The 22,460-nt window shown below is 61.2% G+C and carries 21 protein-coding genes; 13 read left to right on the plus strand and 8 right to left on the minus strand.

What is annotated here, in order from left to right; genetic code table 11:
* Positions 1–118 precede the first annotated feature (118 nt).
* Genes znuB through zur form a run of 3 tightly spaced genes read right to left on the minus strand, consistent with a single transcriptional unit; the run spans position 119 to position 2,194 of the window.
* The gene (gene znuB / locus AC1MEK_RS26655; RefSeq protein ID WP_480399242.1) at positions 119–901 is read right to left on the minus strand and encodes a zinc ABC transporter permease subunit ZnuB; all 783 of its coding nucleotides are present in this window, start codon (positions 899–901) and stop codon (positions 119–121) included.
* The gene (gene znuC, locus AC1MEK_RS26660) at positions 894–1,712 is read right to left on the minus strand and encodes a zinc ABC transporter ATP-binding protein ZnuC (protein WP_480399243.1); all 819 of its coding nucleotides are present in this window, start codon (positions 1,710–1,712) and stop codon (positions 894–896) included. The genes znuB and znuC overlap by 8 nt, the downstream gene beginning before the upstream one ends.
* Positions 1,712–2,194, minus strand: coding sequence for a zinc uptake transcriptional repressor Zur (zur, locus tag AC1MEK_RS26665; RefSeq protein WP_480399244.1), 483 nt, complete (start codon positions 2,192–2,194; stop codon positions 1,712–1,714). The genes znuC and zur overlap by 1 nt, the downstream gene beginning before the upstream one ends.
* Positions 2,195–2,260: 66 nt before the next feature.
* Between zur and znuA the strand changes: the two genes are divergently transcribed.
* Positions 2,261–3,187: a zinc ABC transporter substrate-binding protein ZnuA gene (gene znuA / locus AC1MEK_RS26670; protein ID WP_480399245.1), complete on the plus strand. Its 927-nt coding sequence runs from the start codon at positions 2,261–2,263 to the stop codon at positions 3,185–3,187.
* A 173-nt stretch (positions 3,188–3,360) separates the two neighbouring features.
* Here the strand turns inward: znuA and AC1MEK_RS26675 are convergent, their stop codons facing one another.
* Positions 3,361–4,311, minus strand: coding sequence for a homoserine kinase (locus AC1MEK_RS26675; protein ID WP_480399246.1), 951 nt, complete (start codon positions 4,309–4,311; stop codon positions 3,361–3,363).
* Positions 4,312–4,344: 33 nt separating this feature from the next.
* Positions 4,345–4,635 (minus strand): DUF2782 domain-containing protein, encoded by a 291-nt coding sequence (locus AC1MEK_RS26680; RefSeq protein ID WP_480399247.1) that lies wholly within the window; start codon positions 4,633–4,635, stop codon positions 4,345–4,347.
* 72 nt (positions 4,636–4,707) lie between these two features.
* Here AC1MEK_RS26680 and polA point away from each other — a divergent pair, with 72 nt between their 5' ends.
* Complete coding sequence (polA, locus tag AC1MEK_RS26685; protein WP_480399248.1) at positions 4,708–7,479, plus strand: DNA polymerase I; 2,772 nt, start codon at positions 4,708–4,710, stop codon at positions 7,477–7,479.
* Positions 7,480–7,833: 354 nt separating this feature from the next.
* Here polA and yihA read toward each other — a convergent pair whose 3' ends face one another.
* Complete coding sequence (yihA, locus tag AC1MEK_RS26690; protein ID WP_480399249.1) at positions 7,834–8,469, minus strand: ribosome biogenesis GTP-binding protein YihA/YsxC; 636 nt, start codon at positions 8,467–8,469, stop codon at positions 7,834–7,836.
* A gap of 208 nt (positions 8,470–8,677) precedes the next feature.
* Here yihA and AC1MEK_RS26695 point away from each other — a divergent pair, with 208 nt between their 5' ends.
* The 7 genes from AC1MEK_RS26695 (at position 8,678) to AC1MEK_RS26725 (ending at position 16,372) form a co-directional block, all read left to right on the plus strand.
* A complete protein-coding gene (locus AC1MEK_RS26695; protein WP_480399250.1) occupies positions 8,678–9,295 on the plus strand; it encodes a c-type cytochrome in 618 nt (205 codons plus the stop codon).
* 190 nt (positions 9,296–9,485) lie between these two features.
* Complete coding sequence (locus tag AC1MEK_RS26700; protein WP_480399251.1) at positions 9,486–10,127, plus strand: thiol:disulfide interchange protein DsbA/DsbL; 642 nt, start codon at positions 9,486–9,488, stop codon at positions 10,125–10,127.
* A 9-nt stretch (positions 10,128–10,136) separates the two neighbouring features.
* Positions 10,137–11,015 carry an endonuclease/exonuclease/phosphatase family protein gene (locus AC1MEK_RS26705; RefSeq protein ID WP_480399252.1) on the plus strand — a complete coding sequence of 293 codons (879 nt, stop codon included), beginning with the start codon at positions 10,137–10,139 and terminating at the stop codon, positions 11,013–11,015.
* Positions 11,012–13,135 carry a GGDEF domain-containing protein gene (locus AC1MEK_RS26710; protein ID WP_480399253.1) on the plus strand — a complete coding sequence of 708 codons (2,124 nt, stop codon included), beginning with the start codon at positions 11,012–11,014 and terminating at the stop codon, positions 13,133–13,135. The genes AC1MEK_RS26705 and AC1MEK_RS26710 overlap by 4 nt, the downstream gene beginning before the upstream one ends.
* Before the next feature lie 260 nt (positions 13,136–13,395).
* A complete protein-coding gene (locus AC1MEK_RS26715; protein ID WP_480399254.1) occupies positions 13,396–13,791 on the plus strand; it encodes a hypothetical protein in 396 nt (131 codons plus the stop codon).
* Between the two features lie 103 nt (positions 13,792–13,894).
* Positions 13,895–14,671 (plus strand): N-acetylmuramoyl-L-alanine amidase, encoded by a 777-nt coding sequence (locus AC1MEK_RS26720; RefSeq protein WP_480399255.1) that lies wholly within the window; start codon positions 13,895–13,897, stop codon positions 14,669–14,671.
* An 81-nt stretch (positions 14,672–14,752) separates the two neighbouring features.
* Positions 14,753–16,372, plus strand: a complete 1,620-nt coding sequence (locus AC1MEK_RS26725) for an EAL domain-containing protein (RefSeq protein WP_480399256.1) — start codon at positions 14,753–14,755, stop codon at positions 16,370–16,372.
* Here AC1MEK_RS26725 and AC1MEK_RS26730 read toward each other — a convergent pair whose 3' ends face one another.
* Together AC1MEK_RS26730 and algB are read right to left on the minus strand one after the other, a co-directional pair.
* The gene (locus AC1MEK_RS26730; RefSeq protein ID WP_480399257.1) at positions 16,373–18,160 is read right to left on the minus strand and encodes a KinB sensor domain-containing domain; all 1,788 of its coding nucleotides are present in this window, start codon (positions 18,158–18,160) and stop codon (positions 16,373–16,375) included.
* Positions 18,161–18,170: 10 nt separating this feature from the next.
* The gene (algB, locus tag AC1MEK_RS26735; protein ID WP_480399258.1) at positions 18,171–19,517 is read right to left on the minus strand and encodes a sigma-54-dependent response regulator transcription factor AlgB; all 1,347 of its coding nucleotides are present in this window, start codon (positions 19,515–19,517) and stop codon (positions 18,171–18,173) included.
* A gap of 263 nt (positions 19,518–19,780) precedes the next feature.
* Between algB and AC1MEK_RS26740 the strand changes: the two genes are divergently transcribed.
* From AC1MEK_RS26740 to AC1MEK_RS26755, 4 genes are all read left to right on the plus strand, one after another.
* Positions 19,781–20,635 carry a BON domain-containing protein gene (locus tag AC1MEK_RS26740; protein WP_480399259.1) on the plus strand — a complete coding sequence of 285 codons (855 nt, stop codon included), beginning with the start codon at positions 19,781–19,783 and terminating at the stop codon, positions 20,633–20,635.
* A gap of 314 nt (positions 20,636–20,949) precedes the next feature.
* Positions 20,950–21,234, plus strand: coding sequence for a hypothetical protein (locus AC1MEK_RS26745; protein WP_480399260.1), 285 nt, complete (start codon positions 20,950–20,952; stop codon positions 21,232–21,234).
* Between the two features lie 94 nt (positions 21,235–21,328).
* A complete protein-coding gene (locus AC1MEK_RS26750; protein ID WP_025257796.1) occupies positions 21,329–21,493 on the plus strand; it encodes a DUF1328 domain-containing protein in 165 nt (54 codons plus the stop codon).
* Positions 21,494–21,495: 2 nt separating this feature from the next.
* A complete protein-coding gene (locus AC1MEK_RS26755; protein WP_480399261.1) occupies positions 21,496–21,963 on the plus strand; it encodes an inhibitor of vertebrate lysozyme family protein in 468 nt (155 codons plus the stop codon).
* Positions 21,964–22,460 lie beyond the last annotated feature (497 nt).

Genomic DNA, 22,460 nt, shown 5'->3' on the forward strand with positions numbered 1-22,460 from the left:
TAACTGATCGACATCGGCGGCCTTGCAACAGGTCAGTGCCTGCATCATTGGCCCGTATCATCGCAAAATGCCGCCATTCAATTATTGCCGAGTATGACCCTGTTTCCAGTACAAGGTTCTACCGCTTGGGCAAAAGGAAACTCAGCAGGAACAGCGCGGCTGCGGACACCACGATAGAGGGCCCGGCGGGGGTGTCCTTGAACCAGGAAAGCGCCAGCCCTCCGCACACGGCGAGGATGCCGATGACGCTTGCGCCCAGGGCCATCTGCTCGGGCGAACGGGCGTGACGTTGTGCCGCAGCGGCGGGGATGATCAGCAGCGAAGTAATCAGCAACACACCGACGATTTTCATCGCCACGGCGATCACCACGGCAATCAGCAGCATCAGCGTCATGCGCAGCGTGGCCACCGGTAGGCCTTCGACGGTGGCCAGTTCTTCGTGCACGGTAATCGCCAGCAGCGGCCGCCAGAGCGCGCAGATCAGCACCAGCACCGCCGCGCTGCCGCCGAGAATCCAGGCAAGATCGGTCGGGCTGATCGCCAGCAGGTCGCCGAACAGGTAGCCCATCAGGTCGATGCGCACGTCGCGCATGAAGCTCAGCACCACAAGGCCGAGCGACAGCGTGCTCGGCGCGAGAATCCCCAGCAGGGTGTCCGAGGCCAGCGGCTGGCGTTGTTGCAGGGTCACCAGCAGGATGGCCAGCAACAGGCAGCCGACGGTCACGGCGATGGTCGGGCTGATGTCCAGCAGAAAGCCCAGCGCGACGCCGAGCAGCGCGGCATGGGACAGGGTGTCGCCAAAATAGGCCATGCGCCGCCACACCACGAACGAGCCCAGAGGGCCGGCCACCACGGCCAGCGCGAGGCCTGCGAGCAAGGCATAGAGTAAAAAGTCAGCCATGCTTGCAGCTGTCCCCGTGGTCGTGAGTGTGGTTGTGCGGATGCGCGTGATCGTGGGCGTGATCGGCGGCCGGTGCGGGCTGGCAGACCTCGCCGTGCAGGTCGTGGGCGTGATCGTGGTGGTGGTGATAAATCGCCAGGCTCGGCGCGTTCTGGCCGAACAGCTCGACGAACGCCGGATCGTTGCTGACCTGCTCGGGGTGGCCGGAACAGCAGACGTGGCGGTTCAGGCAGACCACCTGATCGGTGGTGCTCATCACCAGATGCAGGTCGTGGGAGACCATCAGCACGCCGCACTGATGGCGATTGCGCAGTTGGGTGATCAGCGCATACAGCTCGGCCTGGCCGGCCACGTCGACGCCTTGCACGGGTTCGTCGAGCACCAGCAATTCAGGCTCGCGCAGCAGCGCCCGGGCCAGCAGGACCCGCTGCATCTCGCCGCCGGAAATACCCTGCAACGGGCTGTCGATGACTTTCTCGGCGCCGACTTCCACCAGCGCCGCCAAGGCGGTGTCGCGGTCGACGCCCGGCACCAGCCGCAGGAAGCGCAGCACCGAGAGCGGCAGCGTCGCGTCCACATGCAGCTTTTGCGGCATGTAACCCACGCGCAGCTTCGGCTTGCGCCACACTTCGCCCGAATCGGGCTTGAGCAAGCCCAGCACGGCGCGCACCAGGGTGGTCTTGCCCGCGCCGTTGGGGCCGATCAGCGTGACGATTTCGCCGGGGCTGACGCTCAGCGCAATGTTGTCCAGCACGCTTTGGCCTGAGCGGGTGACGCTGACGTTGTTCAGGCGGATCAGTGCGTCGCTCATCACGCAGCCTTGCAGCCAGCGCACACCCCGACGACTTCGACGGTCTGGGATTCCACGGCAAAGCCGACCTCGTTGGCGGCACTGACGATCGCCGAACTGATTGCGCCATGTTGCAGCTCGATGGCGGCGTGGCATTCGCGGCAGATCAGGAACTGGCCCTGATGCGCGTGGGTCGGGTGGTTGCAGCCGGCAAAGGCGTTGAGCGAGGCGATGCGGTGCACCAGGCCGTGCTCCAGCAGGAAGTCCAGTGCGCGGTACACCGTCGGCGGCGCCGCGCGGCGGCCATCTTCCTCGCTCAGCACCGCGAGAATGTCGTAGGCGCCCAGCGGCTTGTGGCTCTGCCAGACCAGCTCCAGCACGCGACGACGCAGCGCGGTCAGGCGCAGGCCTTTGCCGGCGCACAAGGCATCGGCCTCGGCGAGGGCGCTGTGCACGCAATGAGAGTGATCGTGGGGGCGGCTGGCCAGCGGTGTTTTGGACATGGGCGGCGACGACTATTGATAGAGACGTTATTATGTTACCCGTTCCTGCCCCCATGAGTGGTCATCGTGTTCCGACTTTTTTCATTTTTTGTCGTTTTCATCACCGGTTTTTCCGCTATTTCCACCGCCCAGGCCGACGTTCGCGTGCTGACCAGCATCAAGCCGCTGCAGCTGATCGCTGCGGCCGTGCAGGATGGCGTGGCGGTGCCCGAAGTGCTGCTGCCACCGGGCGCTTCGCCGCATAACTACGCCCTGCGCCCTTCCGACGTACGGCGCGTGCAGGATGTCGACCTGCTGTACTGGATCGGCCCGGACATGGAAACCTTCCTGCCCCGCGTATTGAGCGGTCGCAACAAGGCCTCGGTGGCGGTGCAGGGCTTGCCGGGCATGCATTTGCGTCATTTCGTTGCCAGCAACGACCATCACGACGATGACGGAGATGACGATGAGCACGATCACGACCATCGCCCCGGCAGCATCGACGCGCATCTGTGGCTATCGACCGTCAACGCCCGGGTCATCGCCGCGAAAATGGCCGCCGACCTGAGCCAGGCCGACCCGGCCAACGCCGCGCGCTATGACAGCAACGTCAAGGCCTTCGATGCGCGGATGGACGCGCTGGACGCGAAAATCAAACAGCGTGTGGCAGACATCGCCGACAAGAAATACTTCGTGTTTCACGAAGCTTTCGACTACTTCGAAGAGGCCTATGGCATCCAGCATGCGGGTGTGTTCGCGGTCAGCCATGAAGTGCAGCCGGGTGCGCAACACGTCGCAGCCATGCGCGCGCGTCTGGCGGAGTACGGCAAGACCTGCGTGTTCAGCGAGCCACCACTGCGTCCGAAGCTGGCCGACACCTTGAGCGCCGGGTTGCCGGTGAAATTGGCGGAACTGGATGGGCTGGGCGGCTACACGCCGGCGACGGCGCAAGGGTATGAGCAGCTGCTGAGCAAGCTGGCGGATGATCTGGCGGGGTGCCTGGAAAGCCTGTAACACCAGGACATTGCGCGGATGAACATCTGTAGGAGCGAATTCATTCGCGAACAATGGCTCAGGCTACAAGGATGTGTTGCCTGAACCACCGCATCGCGAATGAATTCGCTCCTACAGTGGTTTTGCGTCATGCCCGGGATGCCGAGGCGCAGCAGGTATCCGTTGTCTGATCGTTACAACGCAAACGGCAGCGGAAGGTGCACGTCCTGACGCTGTTGCAGGCGCTTGCCGAACTCCGATGGGTCGTGAATCAAGACGTCCTGCCCGGCAAAACTCTCGGCGGCGATCAGCCGCGACAGCCAGAAACGCACGCAACCCACGCGCAGCATGGTCGCCCACAGTTCGGCTTCTGCGGCGGTGAACGGGCGCAAGGCCGCGTAGGCGCCCAGCAGTGCGCGCGCCCGTGGCGCATCGATGGCGCCGTCTTCGAACGAACACCAGTCATTCACCGCAATGGCCACGTCGTACAGCATCGGCGCGGAGCAGGCGTTGTAGAAGTCGATCACGCCGGTCAGGTGCGTGCCTTCGAACAGCGTGTTGTCGCGGAACAGATCGGCGTGCACGTTGGCCCGTGGCAAGGCCATGATCTTCGCCTGCTCGCGGGCAATTTCATCCACCGACTTCTTCAACAGCGCGCCATCGGCTTCGCCCAGGTGTGAGATAAAATTGCGGCCCTCTTCCAGCATCCAGTCCAGGCCGCGATCGGTCTTGCGCTCGATGGGCTTGTCGCGGGTGGCCAGGTGCATGTGCGCCAGCAATTCGCCGATCTGCACGCAATGCTGGGTGTTGGGTTCGGTCGGGTGCTTGCCCGACAGGCGTGGCTGCAACAGTGCCGGCTTGCCCTTGAGCTCGCGCAGGGCCTGGCCGTCGGTGGTGCGCAGGGCGTACGGCACGGGCAGGTCGGCGTCGTGCAGGACGTCCAGCAGTTCGATGAAGAACGGCATTTCCTGCACGGGGCCGCGTTCGACCAGCGTCAGGACGTACTCGCCCTGCTCCATGCTGATGAAGAAGTTGGTGTTTTCACTTCCGGCGGCAATGCCCTGAAAATCACGCAGTTGACCCAGCCCGTAGGGGGCGAGAAAAACTTCCAGCTCGGGCCGAGCCAGAGGAGTAAAAACGGACATATGAACACTGCCAGCAAAAGGTGAATGTAAGGCCTACCAGCTGAATAATACCCATTGGGGGATCAGCATGTCCGGCTGATCGGCCCGAATGAATTGACCGCTGGTGCCGTCAGCGCGTACCAGATAGTACGGCTTGCCGTATTTTGGCGTTATTTTGACTGCATAAACGAAGCCGTTCGCCTTGTATTCCTGCACGAAGTTGTCACCGTCCTTGCGGATCGTGACGTCAGGTTCGGCGGACGGCGCCTCGTCTTCTGCGGCCAACGCCAACGGCGGGCAAGTAACCATCAGACTGACCAGTAACAGGCGATTTAGCGTGCGCATGATAACCTTGCTCCTTTGTCGTCAACGGTCCTCGCATTCTAGCGCCGACCCCGCCGAAAAGGTTGATCCTGCATGAGTCTTGCGCCCCTCGTCCTGGTGGACGGTTCTTCTTACCTGTACCGCGCTTTCCACGCGCTGCCGCCGCTCACCACCTCCAAGGGCCTGCCCACCGGCGCGGTCAAGGGCGTGCTGAACATGCTCAAAAGCCTGCGCAAGCAATATCCGGACAGCCCGTTTGCCGTCGTGTTCGACGCCAAAGGCGGCACGTTCCGCGATGAGATGTTTGCCGAATACAAGGCCAACCGCCCCAGCATGCCCGATGACATGCGCGTGCAGATCGACTACCTGCACAACTGCGTGAAGGGGCTGGGTTATCCGCTGTTGTGCGTCGAAGGCGTCGAGGCCGACGACGTGATCGGCACCTTGGCGCGCAGCAGTGCCGCAGCCGACCGCCCGGTGATCATCTCCACCGGCGACAAGGACATGGCGCAGCTGGTCGACGCGCACATTACGCTGGTCAACACCATGACCGGTAGCGTGATGGACGTGGCTGGCGTGAAAGAGAAATTCGGCGTCGGTCCCGAGCACATCATCGATTATCTCGCGCTGATGGGCGACAAAGTCGACAATATCCCCGGCGTTCCCGGCGTTGGTGAAAAAACCGCCACTGGCCTGTTGGTCGGGATCGGCGGCGGCCTGAAAGAGCTGTACGAAAACCTCGACAAGGTCCCGACCCTGGCGATCCGTGGCGCCAAGACGCTGCCGGCCAAGCTCGAAGAGCACAAGGAAATGGCTTTCCTTTCCTACCAACTGGCGACCATCAAGGTCGACGTGCCGCTGGACATCGAACTGGACGCCCTGCACTGCGGCGAGCCGGATCGCGAAGCGCTGCTGGCGCTGTACACCGAGCTTGAGTTCAAGAGCTGGATCAACGACCTGCAGCGCGAGGCCAAGCAGGAAGGCACTGTGATCGCCGCCGTTCAAACGCAAGAGCCTGCTCCGACGGTCGAGGCCAGGTATGAATTGATCCTGGAGCAGGCCCAGTTCGACGCGTGGCTGAAGAAACTGCAAGGCGCAGAATTGTTGGCCTTCGTGGTGCGAAGCAATGGCACCGACGCCCAGCGCGCCCAGGTCGTCGGCTTGTCGTTTGCGATCAAGACCCACGAGGCTTGCTACATCCCGCTGACCCACTCCTACATGGGCGTCCCGCAGCAACTGGATCGCGATGCCGTGCTCAAGGCCGTCAAGCCGATCCTGGAAGACGCGGGCAAGATCAAGGTCGGACAGCACGCCAAGTTCGCGATCAACCTGCTGGCCAATTGCGCCATCGACGGCGATCAAAGCCAGGGCATCCAGGTGCAGGGCGTGAAATTCGACACGACGCTGGAGTCCTATGTGCTCGATTCAACGGCCACGCTGCATGACCGTGACAGCCTGGTCGCGAAATACCTGGATCACACACCGATCAATTTCCAGGACATCGCGGGCAAGGGCGCCAAGCAACTGAGCTTCGATCAGATTGCCCTGGAGCAGGCAGGCACCTACGCCGCCGAAGAAGTGGACCTGACCTTGCGTCTGCACGAAATACTGCAGGACAAACTCGGCAAGATTCCGACGCTGGCCCCCGTATTGAACGACATCGAGATGCCGTTGATGCCTGTGCTGGCGCGCATCGAGCGTCAAGGTGCACTGGTCGATGCCAACCTGCTGGGCATTCAGAGCGTCGAGTTGGGCAGCACCATGACGGCCCTTGAGCGTGAGGCGTTCAGCATTGCCGGCGAGGAGTTCAACCTCGGTTCGCCCAAGCAACTGGGCGTGATTCTTTATGAAAAGCTCGGCATGCCGATCATCAGCAAGACCGCCACCGGCCAGCCGTCCACCGCTGAAGCTGTGCTCGACGAGCTGGCCGAGCAAGGATTCCCGCTGCCCACGGTGCTGATGCAATACCGCACGGTGAGCAAGCTGAAAAGCACCTACACCGATCGCCTGCCGGAGCAGATCAACCCACGTACCGGGCGGATTCACACCACCTATCACCAGGCGGTCGCTGATACCGGGCGCCTGTCTTCCAAAGACCCGAACCTGCAGAACATTCCGGTGCGTACTGCAGAGGGGCGCCGAGTCCGCCAGGCATTCATCGCGCCCAAAGGCTACAAACTCCTGGCGGCGGACTATTCACAGATCGAGCTGCGGATCATGGCTCACCTGGCAAAAGATCAGGGCTTGCTGGACGCTTTCCGCAACAATCTGGACGTACACCGGGCAACGGCAGCAGAAGTATTCGGCGTCGACCTGGCTGACGTGACCACCGACATGCGCCGCAGCGCCAAGGCCATCAACTTCGGCCTGATCTACGGCATGGGCGCCGTCGGCCTGGCCAAGCAGGTCGGTGTCGATCGCAAGCAGTCGCAAGCGTATGTGGACCGCTACTTCGCCCGCTACCCCGGCGTGCGGGAATACATGGAACGTACCCGCGCCCAGGCCGCCGAACACGGTTTCGTGGAGACCATTTTTGGCCGGCGCCTGTACCTGCCGAACATCAATGCCAAGAACTCGAACCTGCGCAACGCCGATGAGCGAAAGGCCATCAACGCGCCAATGCAGGGCACCGCTGCCGACATCATCAAGCGTGCCATGATCGCGGTGAACAGCTGGCTCGACGCCTCAGGCCTGGACGCCCGCGTGATCCTGCAAGTGCACGACGAACTGGTGCTTGAAGTGCGTGAGGACCTGGTCGAGCAGGTCAGCCAGGAAATCCGCGTGCACATGAGCGGCGCGGCGAGCCTGGACGTGCCGCTGCTGGTCGAGGTGGGCGTGGGGGATAATTGGGACGAGGCGCATTGATGGCGCAACGGTATTGAGGCCAGTTGCGCCTTCTGTGGGAGCCGGCTTGCTGGCGAATACGGTTGTTCATTCACCATCACGGTGCCTGATCTGACGCATTCGCCAGCAAGCCGGCTCCCACGCCCTTCGGGCAGAATCAAAAGCCCTGACCTGCGTGGCCAACATTAAATTTCCGCGGATTTTGAACTTCCGCGGACATTGCCCGGTCAGAGTTTGCGAGTGGCTGACGTAGCCGCTCATGCTCCTATGTTGTGTTAAGTGTTGGCAGATATCCGGACCTCTCCCTAGTGGTCTGGACTTGGACCCCGAACTTCCCCTCCCCATATGAAGTCCGGGGTTTTTTTTGCCTGCGATTCAGGCCGCCGGCGCCTTGTCTTCCAGTTCCATCCAGTCGGCCAGCACGGTGTAGGCCTCTTCCAGGCCCATGCGCTTGGGCGCGGAGAACAGCTGGATGGTGACGGCATCGCCCCAGCCCTTGCGAATCTCGGACTGCACCTTGAGCAGGGTGTTCTTGGCGGCGCCGTAGGTCAGTTTGTCGGCCTTGGTCAGCAGGATGTGCATCGGCATGCCGCTGGCAATGGCCCAGTCGAGCATCAGGGTGTCGAAGTCGGTCATCGGGTGACGGATGTCCATCATCAGAATCAGGCCTTTGAGGCTCTCGCGACTGCCCAGATAGGCTTCCAGGTGGCGCTGCCAGTGCTGTTTGAGCGGAATCGGCACCTTGGCATAACCGTAGCCCGGCAAATCGACCAGGCGGCGATCGTCGTCCAGACTGAAGAAGTTCAGCAACTGCGTGCGCCCCGGGGTTTTCGAGGTGCGGGCCAGGCTTGCGTGGGTCAGGGTGTTCAGCGCGCTGGATTTACCGGCGTTGGAGCGCCCGGCGAAGGCGACTTCGAAGCCTTCGTCGTCGGGGCACTGGTCGACTTTGGCGGCGCTGAGCATGAACTTGGCTTGTTGGCACAGGCCGAGGATCGGGTTTTTCAGTTGCATGGGATATCCGGTGAGGGCGCGGGCGCACGGGGGCGGCAGCGAGGGTGTCGGTCCGATTGATGGGCGCAAGTATATAATGCCGCAGATTTTGTGTGTGCTTTGTCGCGTTCGGGGATGAAGTTCGGCGAAGTGGAACTACCATTAGACCCATAAGAAAACGTTCAGAAAACGTAGTTTACATTTCACCTTAGCCGTATTGGATTAGCCGATGAACAAACTACTGGTGAGTCTGCTGTTGATTTCGGGCATTTCTGGTACTTCTCAAGCGGCCGATGTGCCGGTCGGCGACCCCGCTGCGGGTCAGGCCAAGACCGCCGTCTGTGGCGCCTGCCACGGGCCGGACGGCAACAGTATGGCGCCCAATTTCCCGAAACTGGCTGGCCAGGGCCAGCGTTACCTGCTCAAGCAACTGCACGAGATCAAGGACGGCAAGCGCGTGGTGCTGGAAATGACCGGCCTGCTCAACAACCTCAACGAGCAGGACCTGGCCGACATCGCTGCCTACTTTTCCAGCCAGCGCGGCAGCGTCGGTGCGGCTGATCCGAACCTGGTCGCCCGAGGCGAGGCGCTGTTCCGCGGTGGCAAGCTCGATCAGGGCATGCCCGCCTGTACCGGCTGCCATTCGCCCAATGGCGCGGGTAACGCCGCCGCAGGCTTTCCGCATCTGGGTGGGCAACATGCCGATTACGTGAAGAAACAGCTCACGGCATTCCGCGAAGGCGAGCGCACCAATGACGGCGACACCATGGTCATGCGCACGATCGCGTCCAAACTCAGCAACAAGGACATCGACGCGCTGTCGGCGTACATACAGGGTCTGCATTAACGCCAGATTAACGCGCAGGCCCCGAGCCAGAAGGATTTGCGCGTGTTTATCTTTCCCGCCCGGACGGGCCAAAAAGGGTAGCGAACGGCTGCCCTTTTTTATGCGCGCAAGCGTTACACTTGCGAACTCACATCATCTCGCCCGGTCCAAAAACGCCATCGAGGTGACCTTTCATGCCCAGGAGTTAAGCATGCGTAATCTGATTCTCAGCGCCGCTCTGGTGTTCACCAGCCTGTTCGGTCTGACCGCCCAGGCTGCCGAACCTATCGAGGCTGGCAAGCAATATGTCCAGCTGAGCAGCGCCGTCCCGGTTTCCGAGCCAGGCAAGATCGAAGTCGTCGAGATGTTCTGGTACGGCTGCCCACACTGCTACGCCTTCGAGCCGACCATCAATCCGTGGATTGAAAAACTGCCGGCCGACGTTCACTTCATCCGCATTCCTGCGATGTTCGGCGGCCCATGGGATGCCCACGGCCAGCTGTTCATCACCCTGGACACCATGGGTGTCGAGAAGAAAGTCCACACCGCCGTGTTCGATGCCATCCAGAAAGGCGGCAAGCGTCTGACCGACCCGAACGACATGGCCGAATTCGTCGCCACTCAGGGCGTGGACAAGACCAAGTTCCTGGAAACCTTCAACTCGTTCGCGGTGAAGGGCAAGATCGCCCAGTACAAGGAACTGGCCAAGAAGTATGAGATTTCCGGCGTTCCGACCATGATCGTCAACGGCAAGTACCGTTTTGACCTGGCCTCGGCCGGCGGTCCTGAGCAGACCCTGGAAGTGGCCGATCAGCTGATCGCCAAAGAACGCGCCACGCTGACCAAGCAGTAAGCACTGGCCATGACGCGCTGGGGTAGTGAACGCACCGTTGCCCGGCATACACCGAAGGTCAACGAGCGCCACCTCGAGCAGACCGGGCTGCCGGCCGATGGTCGCCTACGCCTGCTCAGCTTCAACATTCAGGTGGGCATCAGTACCCAGCGCTACCGGCATTACCTGACCCGTGGCTGGCAGCACCTGCTGCCGCACACGGGGCGGGCCGGCAATCTGCAGAAGATCGGCAACCTGCTCAGCGACTACGATCTGGTTGCGCTGCAGGAAGCCGATGGCGGCAGCCTGAGGTCAGGCTACGTCAATCAGGTCGAGCACCTGGCCCAGCTCGGGGCTTTCCCCTACTGGCATCAACAGCTCAATCGCAATCTTGGACGCTTCGCCCAGCACAGCAATGGCGTGCTGAGCCGTTTGCGCCCTCAGGACATCGAAGACCACCCCTTGCCAGGCCCTGCAGGGCGCGGCGCGATTCTCGTGCGCTTTGGCGAAGGCGAAGACGCGCTGGCCGTGGTGGTCATGCACCTGGCCCTTGGCGCCCGTACCCGCACCCGCCAACTGGCTTACATTCGTGAACTCATCAGCGGCTATCGGCACCATGTGCTGATGGGCGACATGAATACCCACGCTGCCGACTTGCTGGAAACCTCGCCCCTGCGTGATCTGGGCCTGCTTGCGCCGCAGATCGAGGCGACCTTTCCCAGCTGGCGCCCCCAGCGTTGCCTGGACCACATCCTCTTGAGCCCGACGCTGACACTTGAGAAAGTGCAGGTTCTGGCTCAGCCCATCTCCGATCATCTGCCTGTCGCGGTGGAGATTCGCTTGCCGGCCTCATTAATTGGGGACTCCCTGCCGATAACAAGCCCATCTCCTCGCGGATCCTCGGAATGAGCGACGAAGCCGAACGCTGGAAAGAAAAGTACCTCAAGAGCATCGAGCAACAAGACAAGCTCGAAAAGCGCTGGAACGCCCGCCTCGACTTGCTGCGGCGCGGTCTTGTGCGCAGCAGTCTGGCGGCCGAGGGCGCCGACAAGGCGGTCGACCAGTGCATGAAGGAAATGCGCGAAGTCGTGCGCAAGGACGACATGGACGCCGGCTTGGCCGCGCTGATCCCCCGCTTGGAAAAGGCTGTGCTCGATTCCGAGCAGCGTCGCGAACAGCGCGTCGAGCAAATGGGCACGGCGCTGACCGCGCTGGTCACGCAACTGCAAACCCTGCCGCTGCCCCGGGAAGTCGCCAAGCCCCTCAAGCGTTTCGCCAAGAACCTCGAAGACCGGGTCACCCAGGCTCGCGAACTGCCGCTGCTGCTGAGTGAGCTCAGTGGCTTGCAGGGCCAGGCCCTCTCTCAATTGGAACATCCTGAGGAGGTCGCGCGGCCGGGATTCTTGCAGCGCCTGTTTGGCGGTCGTGAAGGTACGCAGGGCAATGAGCCCGATGCTGCAGAGCAACCCGTTGCAGCAGCGCCTGCAGCTTCATCGGCGATTGCAGAACCCGCCGCTGCGAGCCCTTTGGCAGCGCCGGAGCCGCCATCTGCTGTCGTCGAGCGCGAGGATCATCAGGTTACCCCTGCGCCTGCCGTCGTCGTGTCTGCCGAGCCGACAATTCCCGAGCCTGTGACTCCACTGGCCCTAGCGCCTGAAATCGAAGCACCTTTACCCGCTGAACCCGTTGAGCAGCCTGAATCCGTTGAAGCGATTTCTGCGGACTCCAGCGCGCCTGTAGTCGAGCCCGTTGAGGCCGTGATTGAGGCCACGCCTGCCAGCGAAGAGCAGGCCATCGAACAGGCCGAAGCGGCAATCGACGAGCAGGAAGTCGAGGCGCCGGAAGCGACTGAAGACGCTGAACCCGTCATTGAAGACAGCCCGGACGCTGAAGCTGTCGTCGAAGAGCAAGGTCTGGTCGACGAGGCCGAGTCCGAAGAAGAGGAAGACGGCCCCTATGCGCTGCCCTCCTCGCCCGAACCCAGCTACAGCTCGGTCGCCGCACACATCGAAGAGACGCTGCTGGGCCTGCTCGATGACCTGACCCTGCCCGAACATCACCGCCCGCAGGCCGAGGCCATGCGCGTGCGCTTGCAACACGGGCTGAACTGGTACGAACTGCTGCCGATCCTCGACGATCTTGCAGTGCTGATGCTGGCAATCACCAACAGCGAGCAACACGAGTTTGAGCGCTACCTCAAGCAGTTGAACGAGCGTCTGGCTTCGTTCCAGAGCAACCTGCTGGCGGCCACTGAAGATCATGCGGGCCAGCAGTCCGCTTCCCGGGAAATGACCGACCAGTTACGTGAGCATGTAGGCGATCTGCAGAGCAGCGTGCAGGAAGCGTCGGACCTCACCAGCCTCAAGAGCGTGCTGGAAAGCCGCCTCGAAGGCCTGCTCAGCACCATGGACGAGCACCAGAAGCAGCGCGACGAGCGCGAGCAGGAAGTCGCCTCGCGGCTCCAGTCGCTGGCCGGCCGCGTAGCAACCATGGAGCAGGAAGCCTTGGGCTTCCGTGCCAACCTCGAAGAACAGCGGCAGAAGGCGTTGGTCGACACCCTGACCGGCCTGCCCAACCGAGCGGCGTGGAACGAGCGGCTGGATCACGAGATCGAGCAGCTAGACAAACACAAATCCAGCCTGCTGCTGGGTATCCTCGATCTGGACCATTTCAAGCGCATCAATGATGGCTATGGACATCTGGCCGGCGACAAGGTCTTGAAGATCGTCGCCAACCAGTGGGCGAAGCGGCTGCGTACGTCGGATTTCATCGCCCGTTTCGGCGGCGAGGAATTCGTCGTCCTGCTGCCGCACACCCAGATGGCCGAAGGGTTGGTGTTGCTCGAGCGTCTGCGCGAAGCGGTCGAGCAATCCCCGTTTCACTTCAAGGGTGAGCCGGTCACCATTACCGTTTCGATGGGCGTCACCACCTTCCGGCCCGGCGAGCGCAGCGACGTGGTTCTCAAGCGCGCGGACCAGGCGCTGTACCGGGCCAAAAACGAAGGGCGCAATCGCATTGAAAAAGGCTGACGACTCTATATCGGTATATTAAGTCAGTCATGAGTTTGAAGTTTGTAGGGGTGCGCTATTTCAAGTGTAGGGCAATTCCTATTGTCCAAGATCAGCAATTTTATTCTTGATTCCCTTTCCGACTTACGTTTAGCTGATTTTGTTGTGAGTACCTTCAATGTTCGAAATTGGAGGGTCGTTAGTCAAAAAATCAGTGATTATCAACCTGAGTGTTATCCATATAAGTTGTGGGCATTCGGTTTGAAAAAAAGGGAATTTTTATGAATTTTGCAGTGAAATCCATTCTGGTCGCGGGGGCGCTGGCTCTGGGCGGTCAGGCGATGGCGGCTTCGAAAATCCTGACGGCGAGCATTGATCGCGATGGCAAGGTGGAACGTCAGGACGGTGCGTGGATCAAGAGCGTCAAGTTGATCAATCAGAAAGACTACTTTGCCACTTATGAAGTCTATTTTGCGGACGGTTATTTCAACAAGGCGCCGAGTTTCTGCTCTGCATCTACAACGGATACCGGTGATACAGATCGTCTGTACTACGCGAATGTGAAATTGGGCAACGCCGCAACAGCACAAAAAATTAATGTACTGGGTATGATGCCGGGCAAAAGCGGCCCGTCAGGTGACACTTCTCAGAGCTTTCAGTTGATGTGCATTCGCTAATCACAAGGCCCCGTACTGGTTGCGGGGCCTTGCCATTCTGGCGCTTTTTTACGACCGTACATTATTACGTTATGATGCTGCCAAACCTGCCCGGCACGACACGATGAAATTCCTTGCTGCACTCTTGCTGATGACGCTGCTGACGGCCTGCTCCACCGGCCCGAAGCTGGACACCAGCCACCCTTCCGCCAATTTCGACAGCCGCGTGCAGTTCGTGGTGGTGCATTACACCTCTGCCTCGCTGGAACGCTCGCTGGAGCTGCTGACCCATGGTGAGGTCAGCGCGCATTACCTGATCGGCGATGGCCCGGCCACAACCTACAAGCTGGTGGACGAAACCCGGCGCGCCTGGCATGCCGGTGAAAGCGAGTGGGACGGACGCACCTGGCTGAACTCCAGCAGCATCGGCATTGAGATCGTCAATCCGGGTTATCGCGACACGCCCACCGGGCGCCTCTGGTATCCCTACAGCGAAGCGCAGATCCAGGCGCTGATCGTACTGCTCAAGGACATCGTCAAGCGCAACAATATCGAACCTAAACATGTGATCGGCCACAGCGACATCGCGCCGCTGCGCAAGCTCGATCCGGGGCCGCTGTTCCCCTGGAAGCGCCTGGCGCAGGAAGGCCTGGGCATCTGGCCGGACGAGGCTCAGGTTGCTCAGCGTCAGTCAGAGATGATGGGTGTGGTGCCGAGCGCGACCTGGTTCCAGCAGCAACTGGCATTGCTCGGTTATCCGACGCCGCAGACCGGCGAGTGGGACATCGCCACGCGTCACGTGCTGGCCGCGTTCCAGATGCATTACCGACCGCAGAAATTCGACGGCGAACCGGATCTGCAAAGTGCAGCTATTCTTCAGGTGCTGAACCTCAGGCACTAAATTACCCGTAATGTCGGTTTTTGGCGGGCTATTTGCGCGCTTGTTGCTATACCTCACTGGTATTCATCTGGATATCAACCGATGTTCACGGCGTCATCGCAGTTGCGCTCAGCTCTTTATCGCCCTTCGCTCCTGGCACTGCTGGCCGCGTTGTTGAGTGCTGTCGTCCTGCTGGCGTGCAGTTTCGGCCTGGCGATGCATCAGGCGCGGCAGGAAGAAAGCGCGCAGATGAACGCTCAGGGCGAGCGGTTTCTGGTACGGCTGGATCAACTGTTCGGGCAGCTGCGCGCCGGGCTCGACCAGCTTGAAGCGCAACCCCTGCGCGGCTGCGGCCCGGCAATGATCGAGCAGTTGCGTCAGGTCAACTCGCGCTATCGCTTCATCTATGAAGTCGCCTACGTCGACGACACGCAGTTCTGTTCCAGCTGGACGCGCCAGAGCATGATCGGCAAGCCAAGGGCGCCGGACATTCGCGGGCCGACCTACGACTACTGGCTCAATACCTCCACTCAACCGGATGACAACCTGGCTTCGCTGATGCTGGGGCGCGGCGAGTTTCGCGTATCGACCTCCCGCGGGCACCTGACCGATGTGGTGGACCTGCCCCCCGGCGGCAGCCTGGTGGTGGTGCTGGATCAAGGCACCAAGGCTGTTCCGGTGTTGGGGCCTGCCCAGGCCTGGCCGCCGACGCCTGACTGGTCGCCCACCTCTACCGAGACGCTGAGCACCACCCAGGACAAGCTCGTCTACCGCATGCCCACGCAGAACCCCGACTATCAACTGGTGCTGATCACGCCGCGCAGCGGTTTGCAGGAAAAGGTCACCGGCGCCTGGTGGCTGCTGGTCCCGGCCAGTGTGCTGGTGTCGCTGTGCATCGGCATTCTGGTGCTGCAACTGGTTCGCCAGCGGCAGTCGCTGGGCGGCGAGTTGCACGGTGCTTTGCGCCGGGGCGAGCTGAAGGTGTTGTATCAACCCATTTTCGACCTCAACACCCGCCAGTGCGTGGGCGCTGAGGCCTTGGTGCGCTGGCGACGACCCGACGGCACACTGACCAGTCCGGACCTGTTCATCCCGCTCGCCGAGAACACAGGGCAGATCCGGCAGATCACCGATTTCGTCCTGCAGCAATTGCTGGAGCAACTCGGTCAGTTGCTCAGGGCGAATCCGCATCTTTATGTTTCAGTGAACCTGGCCGCGTGCGATGTGATGGCGCCGCGCATCGGCCGGGTGACGGCGAAGCTTCTGGCGCTACACCGTGTGGCGCCTCGGCAGATTGCGTTCGAGGTCACCGAGCGCGGTTTGGTGGATGTGGTGATCGCCCGCAATCACCTGCAGGCGTTGCGCGATCGTGGGCATCAGGTGCTGATCGACGATTTTGGTACCGGGTATTGCAGCCTCGCCTATTTGCAGACACTGCCGGTGGACTGCCTGAAGATCGACAAGGCGTTCATCGACGCGTTGGGGCACGATGCCGCTAGCAGCGGTGTGGCGCCACACATCATTCGCATGGCCCATGCGCTGGAGCTGCGGGTGATCGCCGAAGGCATCGAGTTCGAATCCCAGGCGCTGTTGCTCAAGAGCGAAGGCGTGATCTACGGCCAGGGCTGGTTGTTCGCACGGCCCTTGAGTGCGGCGAAGTTTACCGAGTTGGTTACCGGCGGGCGGCGCAACGCCGGACGGCGGGCCGATGATGTCGCCTGATTAAAGCGGCAGCGCCATATAAAACTGCGTTCCCTGCCCCGGCCGCGAATACACACCCATGCGCCCGCCATGCAATTGCACGATTTCCTTGCACAGCGCCAGGCCAAGGCCCGCGCCGCCTTTCTTGCGCCCCACCTGTACGAACGGCTCGAAGATCCGCGCCTGCTGGCCGTAGGGAATGCCTTCGCCGTTGTCGTCGACGCTGATGATCAAACGCTCGCCATGTCGCCGTGCCTGCAGGCGGATCAGGCCTGACTGCGGGGTGTGGCGCAGGGCGTTGTCCAGCAGGTTGTCCAGCACGCGATCGAGTTGGGCCTTGTCCGCCTGCAGGCGCGGCAAGGGCTCCTGCATTTCCAGCAGCACCATCACGTCCTGCTCCTGCGCCGATTCGGCGAACCGCTGGCGCGCGGCATTGAGCAACTCGCTGACGTCGCACGGCTCGGGGTTGAGCTTCTGCAGGCCGTTCTGATAGCGCGAGAAGTTCAGCAGGTCGTTGATCAGCTGCATCAAACGCTGCATTTCTTCGTTGACGGTCTTGAGCAGGTCGGTCTCGCGCGAGTCCGGGGCGAACTGCACGCGCTCCTGCAACAGCCCGAAGGCCATGTGCATGCCAGTGACCGGCGTGCGCAGCTCGTGAGACGCGCGCAGGACGAACTCGCTGCGCACGCGCTCGAATGCCCGTTGTTCGGTGACATCGTGCAACACCATCACGGCGCCGAGAATATGCCCCTTGGTGTGGCTCACCGGCGTCATGCTGTAGGTCAGCAACCGGGTCTCGCCGTCGATCTCGATGGACAGGTCTTCCGGCGCGCGCTCCAGCGAGCCACCACGCAGTACCAGCGACAACTGCTGTTGCATCTCCGGCCGATCAAGCGCTTCGCCCAGTGTCTGCCCCAGCTTGCTCTCTTCCCATCCCAGTTGGCGCTGGGCCACCGGGTTCAAATGCTCCAGCCGGCCCTGGCGATCGATCATCAACAAGCCATCGTCGATGCTGTCGAGCACGGCCTGCAAGCGTTGCTGGCCGGCCAGCAGTTCATCGACGTTGGTCACCTGATGCTCGCGCAGGGCCTCGGCCATGATGCCGAAGCGGCGTGTCAGCTGGTTCATCTCCGAGGCCGAGGAAATGGGCAGGGTCACGTCGAAATTGCCCTGGCCGATGTTGTCCGCCGCCTTGGCCAGCGCCTCGATCGGCCCGCCGAAACGCCGGGCGATGCCGTGGGCCGTGATGAACCCGATCACCAGCACCGCAAGGCCGACCAGGCCCAATAGCCCGGCGACCCACAAGGCTTTGGTCTGCGAGGCGCTCTGGGCGTGGGTGATGTTCTCCAGCGCCTGGCGATGCGCCTCGACCAAGTCATTGCGCACGGCGTTGAAGGCGTTGATCACGGCCATGTCGTTGCTGATCGCGTTGGCCGGATCGCTGGATTTGCCGAGTGCATCGAGAAATTGCGCGAAGTCCTGCCTGACCGGCTCGAATCCGCTGTGGCCGCTGGTTTGCAGGTCGTGATCGATGCCTTGGGCGAGCAGCGCCTGGAAGGCTTTCTGATCCTGCAGCAGGGCCGCCTGATCGCTGTTGTCCTTGAGCAGGATGACCAGCTGATCGCCCAGGTTCTGCCGCAACTTCAGGCCGACATCCAACGTGGCGAAATTGTGCTGAATCAGCGATTCCTGGGACGTGGCCATCTGCATGACGCTGATCAGGCCCAGCAGCAATCCCAGCAAGGCGACGGTGATGAGCGCCGAGATGCTGAGGAAAAGCCGGGTACGCAGTTTCATTGCCAACTTCATGGGTGACCGGTCACAGATTGTATTGTTTACGTTTGCGGTACAGCGTCGATGCATCGATGCCCAGTGTGCGCGCGGCCTGGTCCAGGGTGTCGCTGGTGGCCAGCACCGCGCCGATGTGGGCTTTCTCCAGCTCGTCCAGGCTCATCGCCGCACCGACCCGCGGCGAGTTGTTGGTCGGCTGGTCGCCCATGCCCAAATGGCTGACTTCGACTTTCTCTTGCGGGCAGATGATGCTCGCCCGTTCGATCACGTTGCGCAGTTCGCGAATGTTGCCCGGCCAGCGGTAGTTGAGCAGCGCGCTGCGTGCATCTTCGCTGAAACCGCGCGCCGGGCGCCCGTAGTCCTTGACGAAGCGCGCCAGGAAACGGTCGGCCAGGGTCAGGATGTCTTCGCTGCGCTCGCGCAGGGGCGGCAGGTGCAGGGTGATCACGTTCAGGCGATAGAGCAGGTCTTCACGGAAGCGCCCTTCGCGGACCATGTCCTCAAGGTTGAGGTTGGTGGCGGCCAGAATGCGCACGTCGGCGCGGCGGGTGACCGGGTCGCCCACGCGCTCGTACTCCTTGTCCTGGATGAAGCGCAGCAGTTTGGGCTGCAGCGTCAGTGGGAAATCGCCGATTTCATCGAGGAACAATGTACCGCCATCGGCCTGATTGACCCGGCCCAGCGTGCTCTCGCTGGCGCCGGTGAATGCGCCGCGGCTGTGGCCGAACAGCTCGCTTTCCATCAGCTCGGCGGTCAGCGACGGGCAGTTGATGGTGACGCAGGCTTTTTTCGCGCGCTTGCTCCAGCCATGAATCGCGCGAGCCAGCTCGCCCTTACCGGTGCCCGACTCGCCGAGAATCAGGATGTTGGCATCGGTGCTCGCCACTTGGCGCGCGGTTTCCAGGATCGCCATCATCGACGGACTGTGGGAATCCAGGCCGTCCTTGGGTTTGCGCACTTCGCCTTCGAGGGCTTCCAGACGCGCCGAGAGCTGGCGCACTTCCAGTTGCTTGGCGGTCGCCAGACGCAGCTGATCCGGGCTGCACGGCTTGACCAGGTAATCCGCCGCGCCCGCCTGAATGGCGTCCACCGCAGTGTCCACAGCCGAGTGCGCGGTGACGATCACCACGCGCATCCACGGCGCTTGAATGCGCATCTGCGCCAACACGTCCAGACCATTGTCTTCCCCAAGACGCAGATCCAGAAAACAGACATCGAACACCTGACGCTGCAGCAGGGCTTCGGCCTGTGCTGCGCTGTTGGCGGTGGCGACGCTGTAGCCCTCATCTTCCAGGCAATAACGGAAGGTGCGAAGGATGGCGGATTCATCATCCACAAGCAGAATACGGCCCTGATTCTCAGTGGCTGCTTCCATTTTTCCTACGCTCCTAAGTGAATTGTCTTGGTTAGTCCCGGAAAGATCGGGCAAGTTGCATGGTTCATTCTGATTGATTCCGCGCGCGGCATGGTAGCGATCTACCGAAAAAACCGATAACCCCTTGATTTGCAGCGCCTGAAACCTGCGCCGCTCCAGGCTTGAGCGTTGGGCTACAGCGGCGCAGGGAACACCCGACAGAACATCCGGGCCAATGCAAAGTCTTTCCATGAGTACCTTTTGCAAATGTCTGGAGAATCGCTATGCGCCCGCTGAATACACTCGCCCTCGCTCTCACCGCCGCCAGCCTCCTGGGAGCGGCGCCTGTCACGGTTCAGGCGGCACAGGGCGATCTGCAGACGCAATTGCAGCAGGCGCGTCAGGAAGGCTCGATCTGGACTGCCTTCGCCCTCAATCGCCACTTGAGCCCGTTCAACATCAGCGTGCAGGTCGAACAGGGCACGGCCACGCTCAAGGGCAAGGTGGAAAATCAGGTCGACAAAGACCTGGCCACGCAGATCGCCAGCGATGCCCAAGGCATCAACAAGGTGGACAACCAGCTGGAGATCGACCCGCAAGTCGCGTCCGAACCGGGCACCAAGGCCAACATGGCCCAGCGTTTCGACGATGCGACGCTGACGGCGACGATCAAATCCAAGCTGTTGTGGAACAGCGTGACCGAGGGCCTGAACATCGATGTGAGCGCCAATCAGGGCGTGGTGACTTTGAAAGGCCAGGCCAAGGACGCTGATGCCAAGCAACTGGCCGGTAGCCTGGCGAGTAACACCGACGGCGTGACCGAGGTGAACAACCTGATCAGCGTCAGCGCGCGCGATACCCAGGCGATCAAGGAGCAGAACGAAGCCACCGCCAACAGCGTGAAGGAGGAGCTGAGCGATGCGTGGATCACCAGCAAGGTCAAATCCAGCCTTATTTATAGCCGCACGCTCGATGGCCTGAACATCAAGGTCCAGACCAAGGACGGCGTGGTGAGCCTGGACGGTGTGGTGGCCAATTACGCCGAGAAGGAGCTGGCGGTGGAGATTGCGCGCAACATCCGCGGGGTCAAGGGGGTGGATGCCGATACGTTGCGGGTGGTGGCGCGTAGTGCGGGTTGAGCATGACCACGCCCCTCTGTAGGAGTGAGCTTGCTCACGAAAGCGTTGGTTCAGGCACATCAATGGTGAATGACACACCGCATTCGTGAGCAAGCTCACTCCCACAAGTAATTTACCCGCCGTCGATGTCGTGCAATACGCACGATGGCAAATGTTCAATCGTGCAGCCTGCTTGTAAGATCTATCTTTCCTGTCTATTTAACTTGTTGATTTATAACGATTTTGTCTTCTGAAAAAAGCTGGCACAGCAGCTGCACTCTCTCCAGGTAGCAAGCCTGCATCATCAGGCAACAAGATCACCTGGAGCCCACCGAATGAACATCCAACGCCTCGCCCAACTGCGCATCTCCCCTCTGCACATGCAGCAGGGTCTGTTCGCCAGCCTGGCGTTGATGGTCACGCTGATCATCTTTCAGCAGTTCAATCACTGGACCCAGACCCAGGACGCCGCTCAAGTCCAGCCGATCTACACCCACAGCGCGCCATTCGCCAAGGCGAGTGCGCTGAAGGCCAGTGATGTGGCGCTGAGCATGCAGCCGGTCGAAGACGCCGCAGCTGCCATTGATGAGGCGCCGCGTCAGCAGAGTTGGGTCTTCTGAGCACTGTGCTCGAAGACGTGACCTTCACCCCGGGTCGTTCCCGACACCTGGGTGCAGTTAGAACGAGAAATCAAAAACGGTAAGGAGAATCACCATGTTGAGCTGGGCAATCACATTTCTGATCATCGCCATCGTCGCAGCGGTTCTGGGCTTCGGTGGTATCGCAGGCACCGCAACGGGTATCGCCAAGATTCTCTTTATTGTGTTCCTGGTGATGTTCGTCGTGTCGTTCTTCTTCGGTCGTCGCGGACGGGGCTGACCATGGCTGGCAAGCATTTCCATGCACTGACGCTGGCGCTTCTCGCAAGCGCCAGTGCGGGGGCCATGGCGGCCAACGACGGTCAGGCGCGGGTCAACGAGCTGTTGAGTTCTGACCCTGAATATCGCCAGACCTGGTCGAGTGTAGTGAAGAAAGAGGAACGTTTGCCCGATTGGGTGATCAATCTGTCCGGCACGTCCGAGCAGATGAATGCGGTGACCGAGGACGGTGACAAGTATCTGGTGGGGCCGCTGTGCGAAACCCAGGACACTTGCATCAACAAACGCCTGATCGTTGCGTTCAGCCTGGACAAGTCCCACGCCTACGCGATGCTTGTGGAGGTTCCGGCAGGTCTGTCAGCGGACAAGTCGCCAACCCGGCACGCCGATTACCGGTTTCTCGGCAAACCCGATGAGGGTATGCAGGGCCTGCTGAAGGAACAGCTCAAGAAAGATCCGAACTGGTACTGATTTGAATGAATGAAGGAAGGCGAACCAGCATTGGTCTTCCCGACAGCCGCGCAGCCCGAGGAGGGTTTGCGCGTGACCAAGGGGCCGGAGCGTTCTGACCAAGGGAGTGGTCGCAGCGTTCCAGGTGCACAGGGAGTGCTCCCATTCGTGGGCCGGGTCAGGCAAGCCGCCAAGCAAGTCCATCGTCAGAGCCACGCTCACAAGGCGATCCGATCATGGACTTGCGACGCGCAATCGTTTTTCCCCCTCGTTTGACCTCCTTTCTGACCGTATATCGAGAAAAGCCCTTCGCGACCCATTGAGCCGGTCGAACATGGCCAATTTGTCACTTGCCATGCCATTGAGGCCCTTGACCCGGCTACAGGCGACGTTTTAGCCACTTCTCAGCACTTTTGTACTGGTCCCAAATGCTCTATTTTGGGGCGTATTTTGCTAAGTATTTGATTTTTCTCATACCGATTCGGCATGAGGTAGGCATTTACGGCATTAGACGGTGG

The organism is Pseudomonas sp. 2 (assembly GCF_056627435.1).

Excerpts from the sequence above, each read along its gene's own strand:
- znuB (WP_480399242.1), bottom strand. The coding sequence starts at position 901 with ATGGCTGACTTTTTACTCTATGCCTTGCTCGCAGGCCTCGCGCTGGCC.
- znuC (WP_480399243.1), bottom strand. The coding sequence starts at position 1,712 with ATGAGCGACGCACTGATCCGCCTGAACAACGTCAGCGTCACCCGCTCA.
- zur (WP_480399244.1), bottom strand. The coding sequence starts at position 2,194 with ATGTCCAAAACACCGCTGGCCAGCCGCCCCCACGATCACTCTCATTGC.
- AC1MEK_RS26675 (WP_480399246.1), bottom strand. The coding sequence starts at position 4,311 with ATGTCCGTTTTTACTCCTCTGGCTCGGCCCGAGCTGGAAGTTTTTCTC.
- AC1MEK_RS26680 (WP_480399247.1), bottom strand. The coding sequence starts at position 4,635 with ATGCGCACGCTAAATCGCCTGTTACTGGTCAGTCTGATGGTTACTTGC.
- polA (WP_480399248.1), top strand. The coding sequence starts at position 4,708 with ATGAGTCTTGCGCCCCTCGTCCTGGTGGACGGTTCTTCTTACCTGTAC.
- yihA (WP_480399249.1), bottom strand. The coding sequence starts at position 8,469 with ATGCAACTGAAAAACCCGATCCTCGGCCTGTGCCAACAAGCCAAGTTC.
- AC1MEK_RS26695 (WP_480399250.1), top strand. The coding sequence starts at position 8,678 with ATGAACAAACTACTGGTGAGTCTGCTGTTGATTTCGGGCATTTCTGGT.
- AC1MEK_RS26700 (WP_480399251.1), top strand. The coding sequence starts at position 9,486 with ATGCGTAATCTGATTCTCAGCGCCGCTCTGGTGTTCACCAGCCTGTTC.
- AC1MEK_RS26705 (WP_480399252.1), top strand. The coding sequence starts at position 10,137 with ATGACGCGCTGGGGTAGTGAACGCACCGTTGCCCGGCATACACCGAAG.
- AC1MEK_RS26710 (WP_480399253.1), top strand. The coding sequence starts at position 11,012 with ATGAGCGACGAAGCCGAACGCTGGAAAGAAAAGTACCTCAAGAGCATC.
- AC1MEK_RS26715 (WP_480399254.1), top strand. The coding sequence starts at position 13,396 with ATGAATTTTGCAGTGAAATCCATTCTGGTCGCGGGGGCGCTGGCTCTG.
- AC1MEK_RS26720 (WP_480399255.1), top strand. The coding sequence starts at position 13,895 with ATGAAATTCCTTGCTGCACTCTTGCTGATGACGCTGCTGACGGCCTGC.
- AC1MEK_RS26725 (WP_480399256.1), top strand. The coding sequence starts at position 14,753 with ATGTTCACGGCGTCATCGCAGTTGCGCTCAGCTCTTTATCGCCCTTCG.
- AC1MEK_RS26730 (WP_480399257.1), bottom strand. The coding sequence starts at position 18,160 with ATGAAGTTGGCAATGAAACTGCGTACCCGGCTTTTCCTCAGCATCTCG.
- algB (WP_480399258.1), bottom strand. The coding sequence starts at position 19,517 with ATGGAAGCAGCCACTGAGAATCAGGGCCGTATTCTGCTTGTGGATGAT.
- AC1MEK_RS26740 (WP_480399259.1), top strand. The coding sequence starts at position 19,781 with ATGCGCCCGCTGAATACACTCGCCCTCGCTCTCACCGCCGCCAGCCTC.
- AC1MEK_RS26745 (WP_480399260.1), top strand. The coding sequence starts at position 20,950 with ATGAACATCCAACGCCTCGCCCAACTGCGCATCTCCCCTCTGCACATG.
- AC1MEK_RS26750 (WP_025257796.1), top strand. The coding sequence starts at position 21,329 with ATGTTGAGCTGGGCAATCACATTTCTGATCATCGCCATCGTCGCAGCG.
- AC1MEK_RS26755 (WP_480399261.1), top strand. The coding sequence starts at position 21,496 with ATGGCTGGCAAGCATTTCCATGCACTGACGCTGGCGCTTCTCGCAAGC.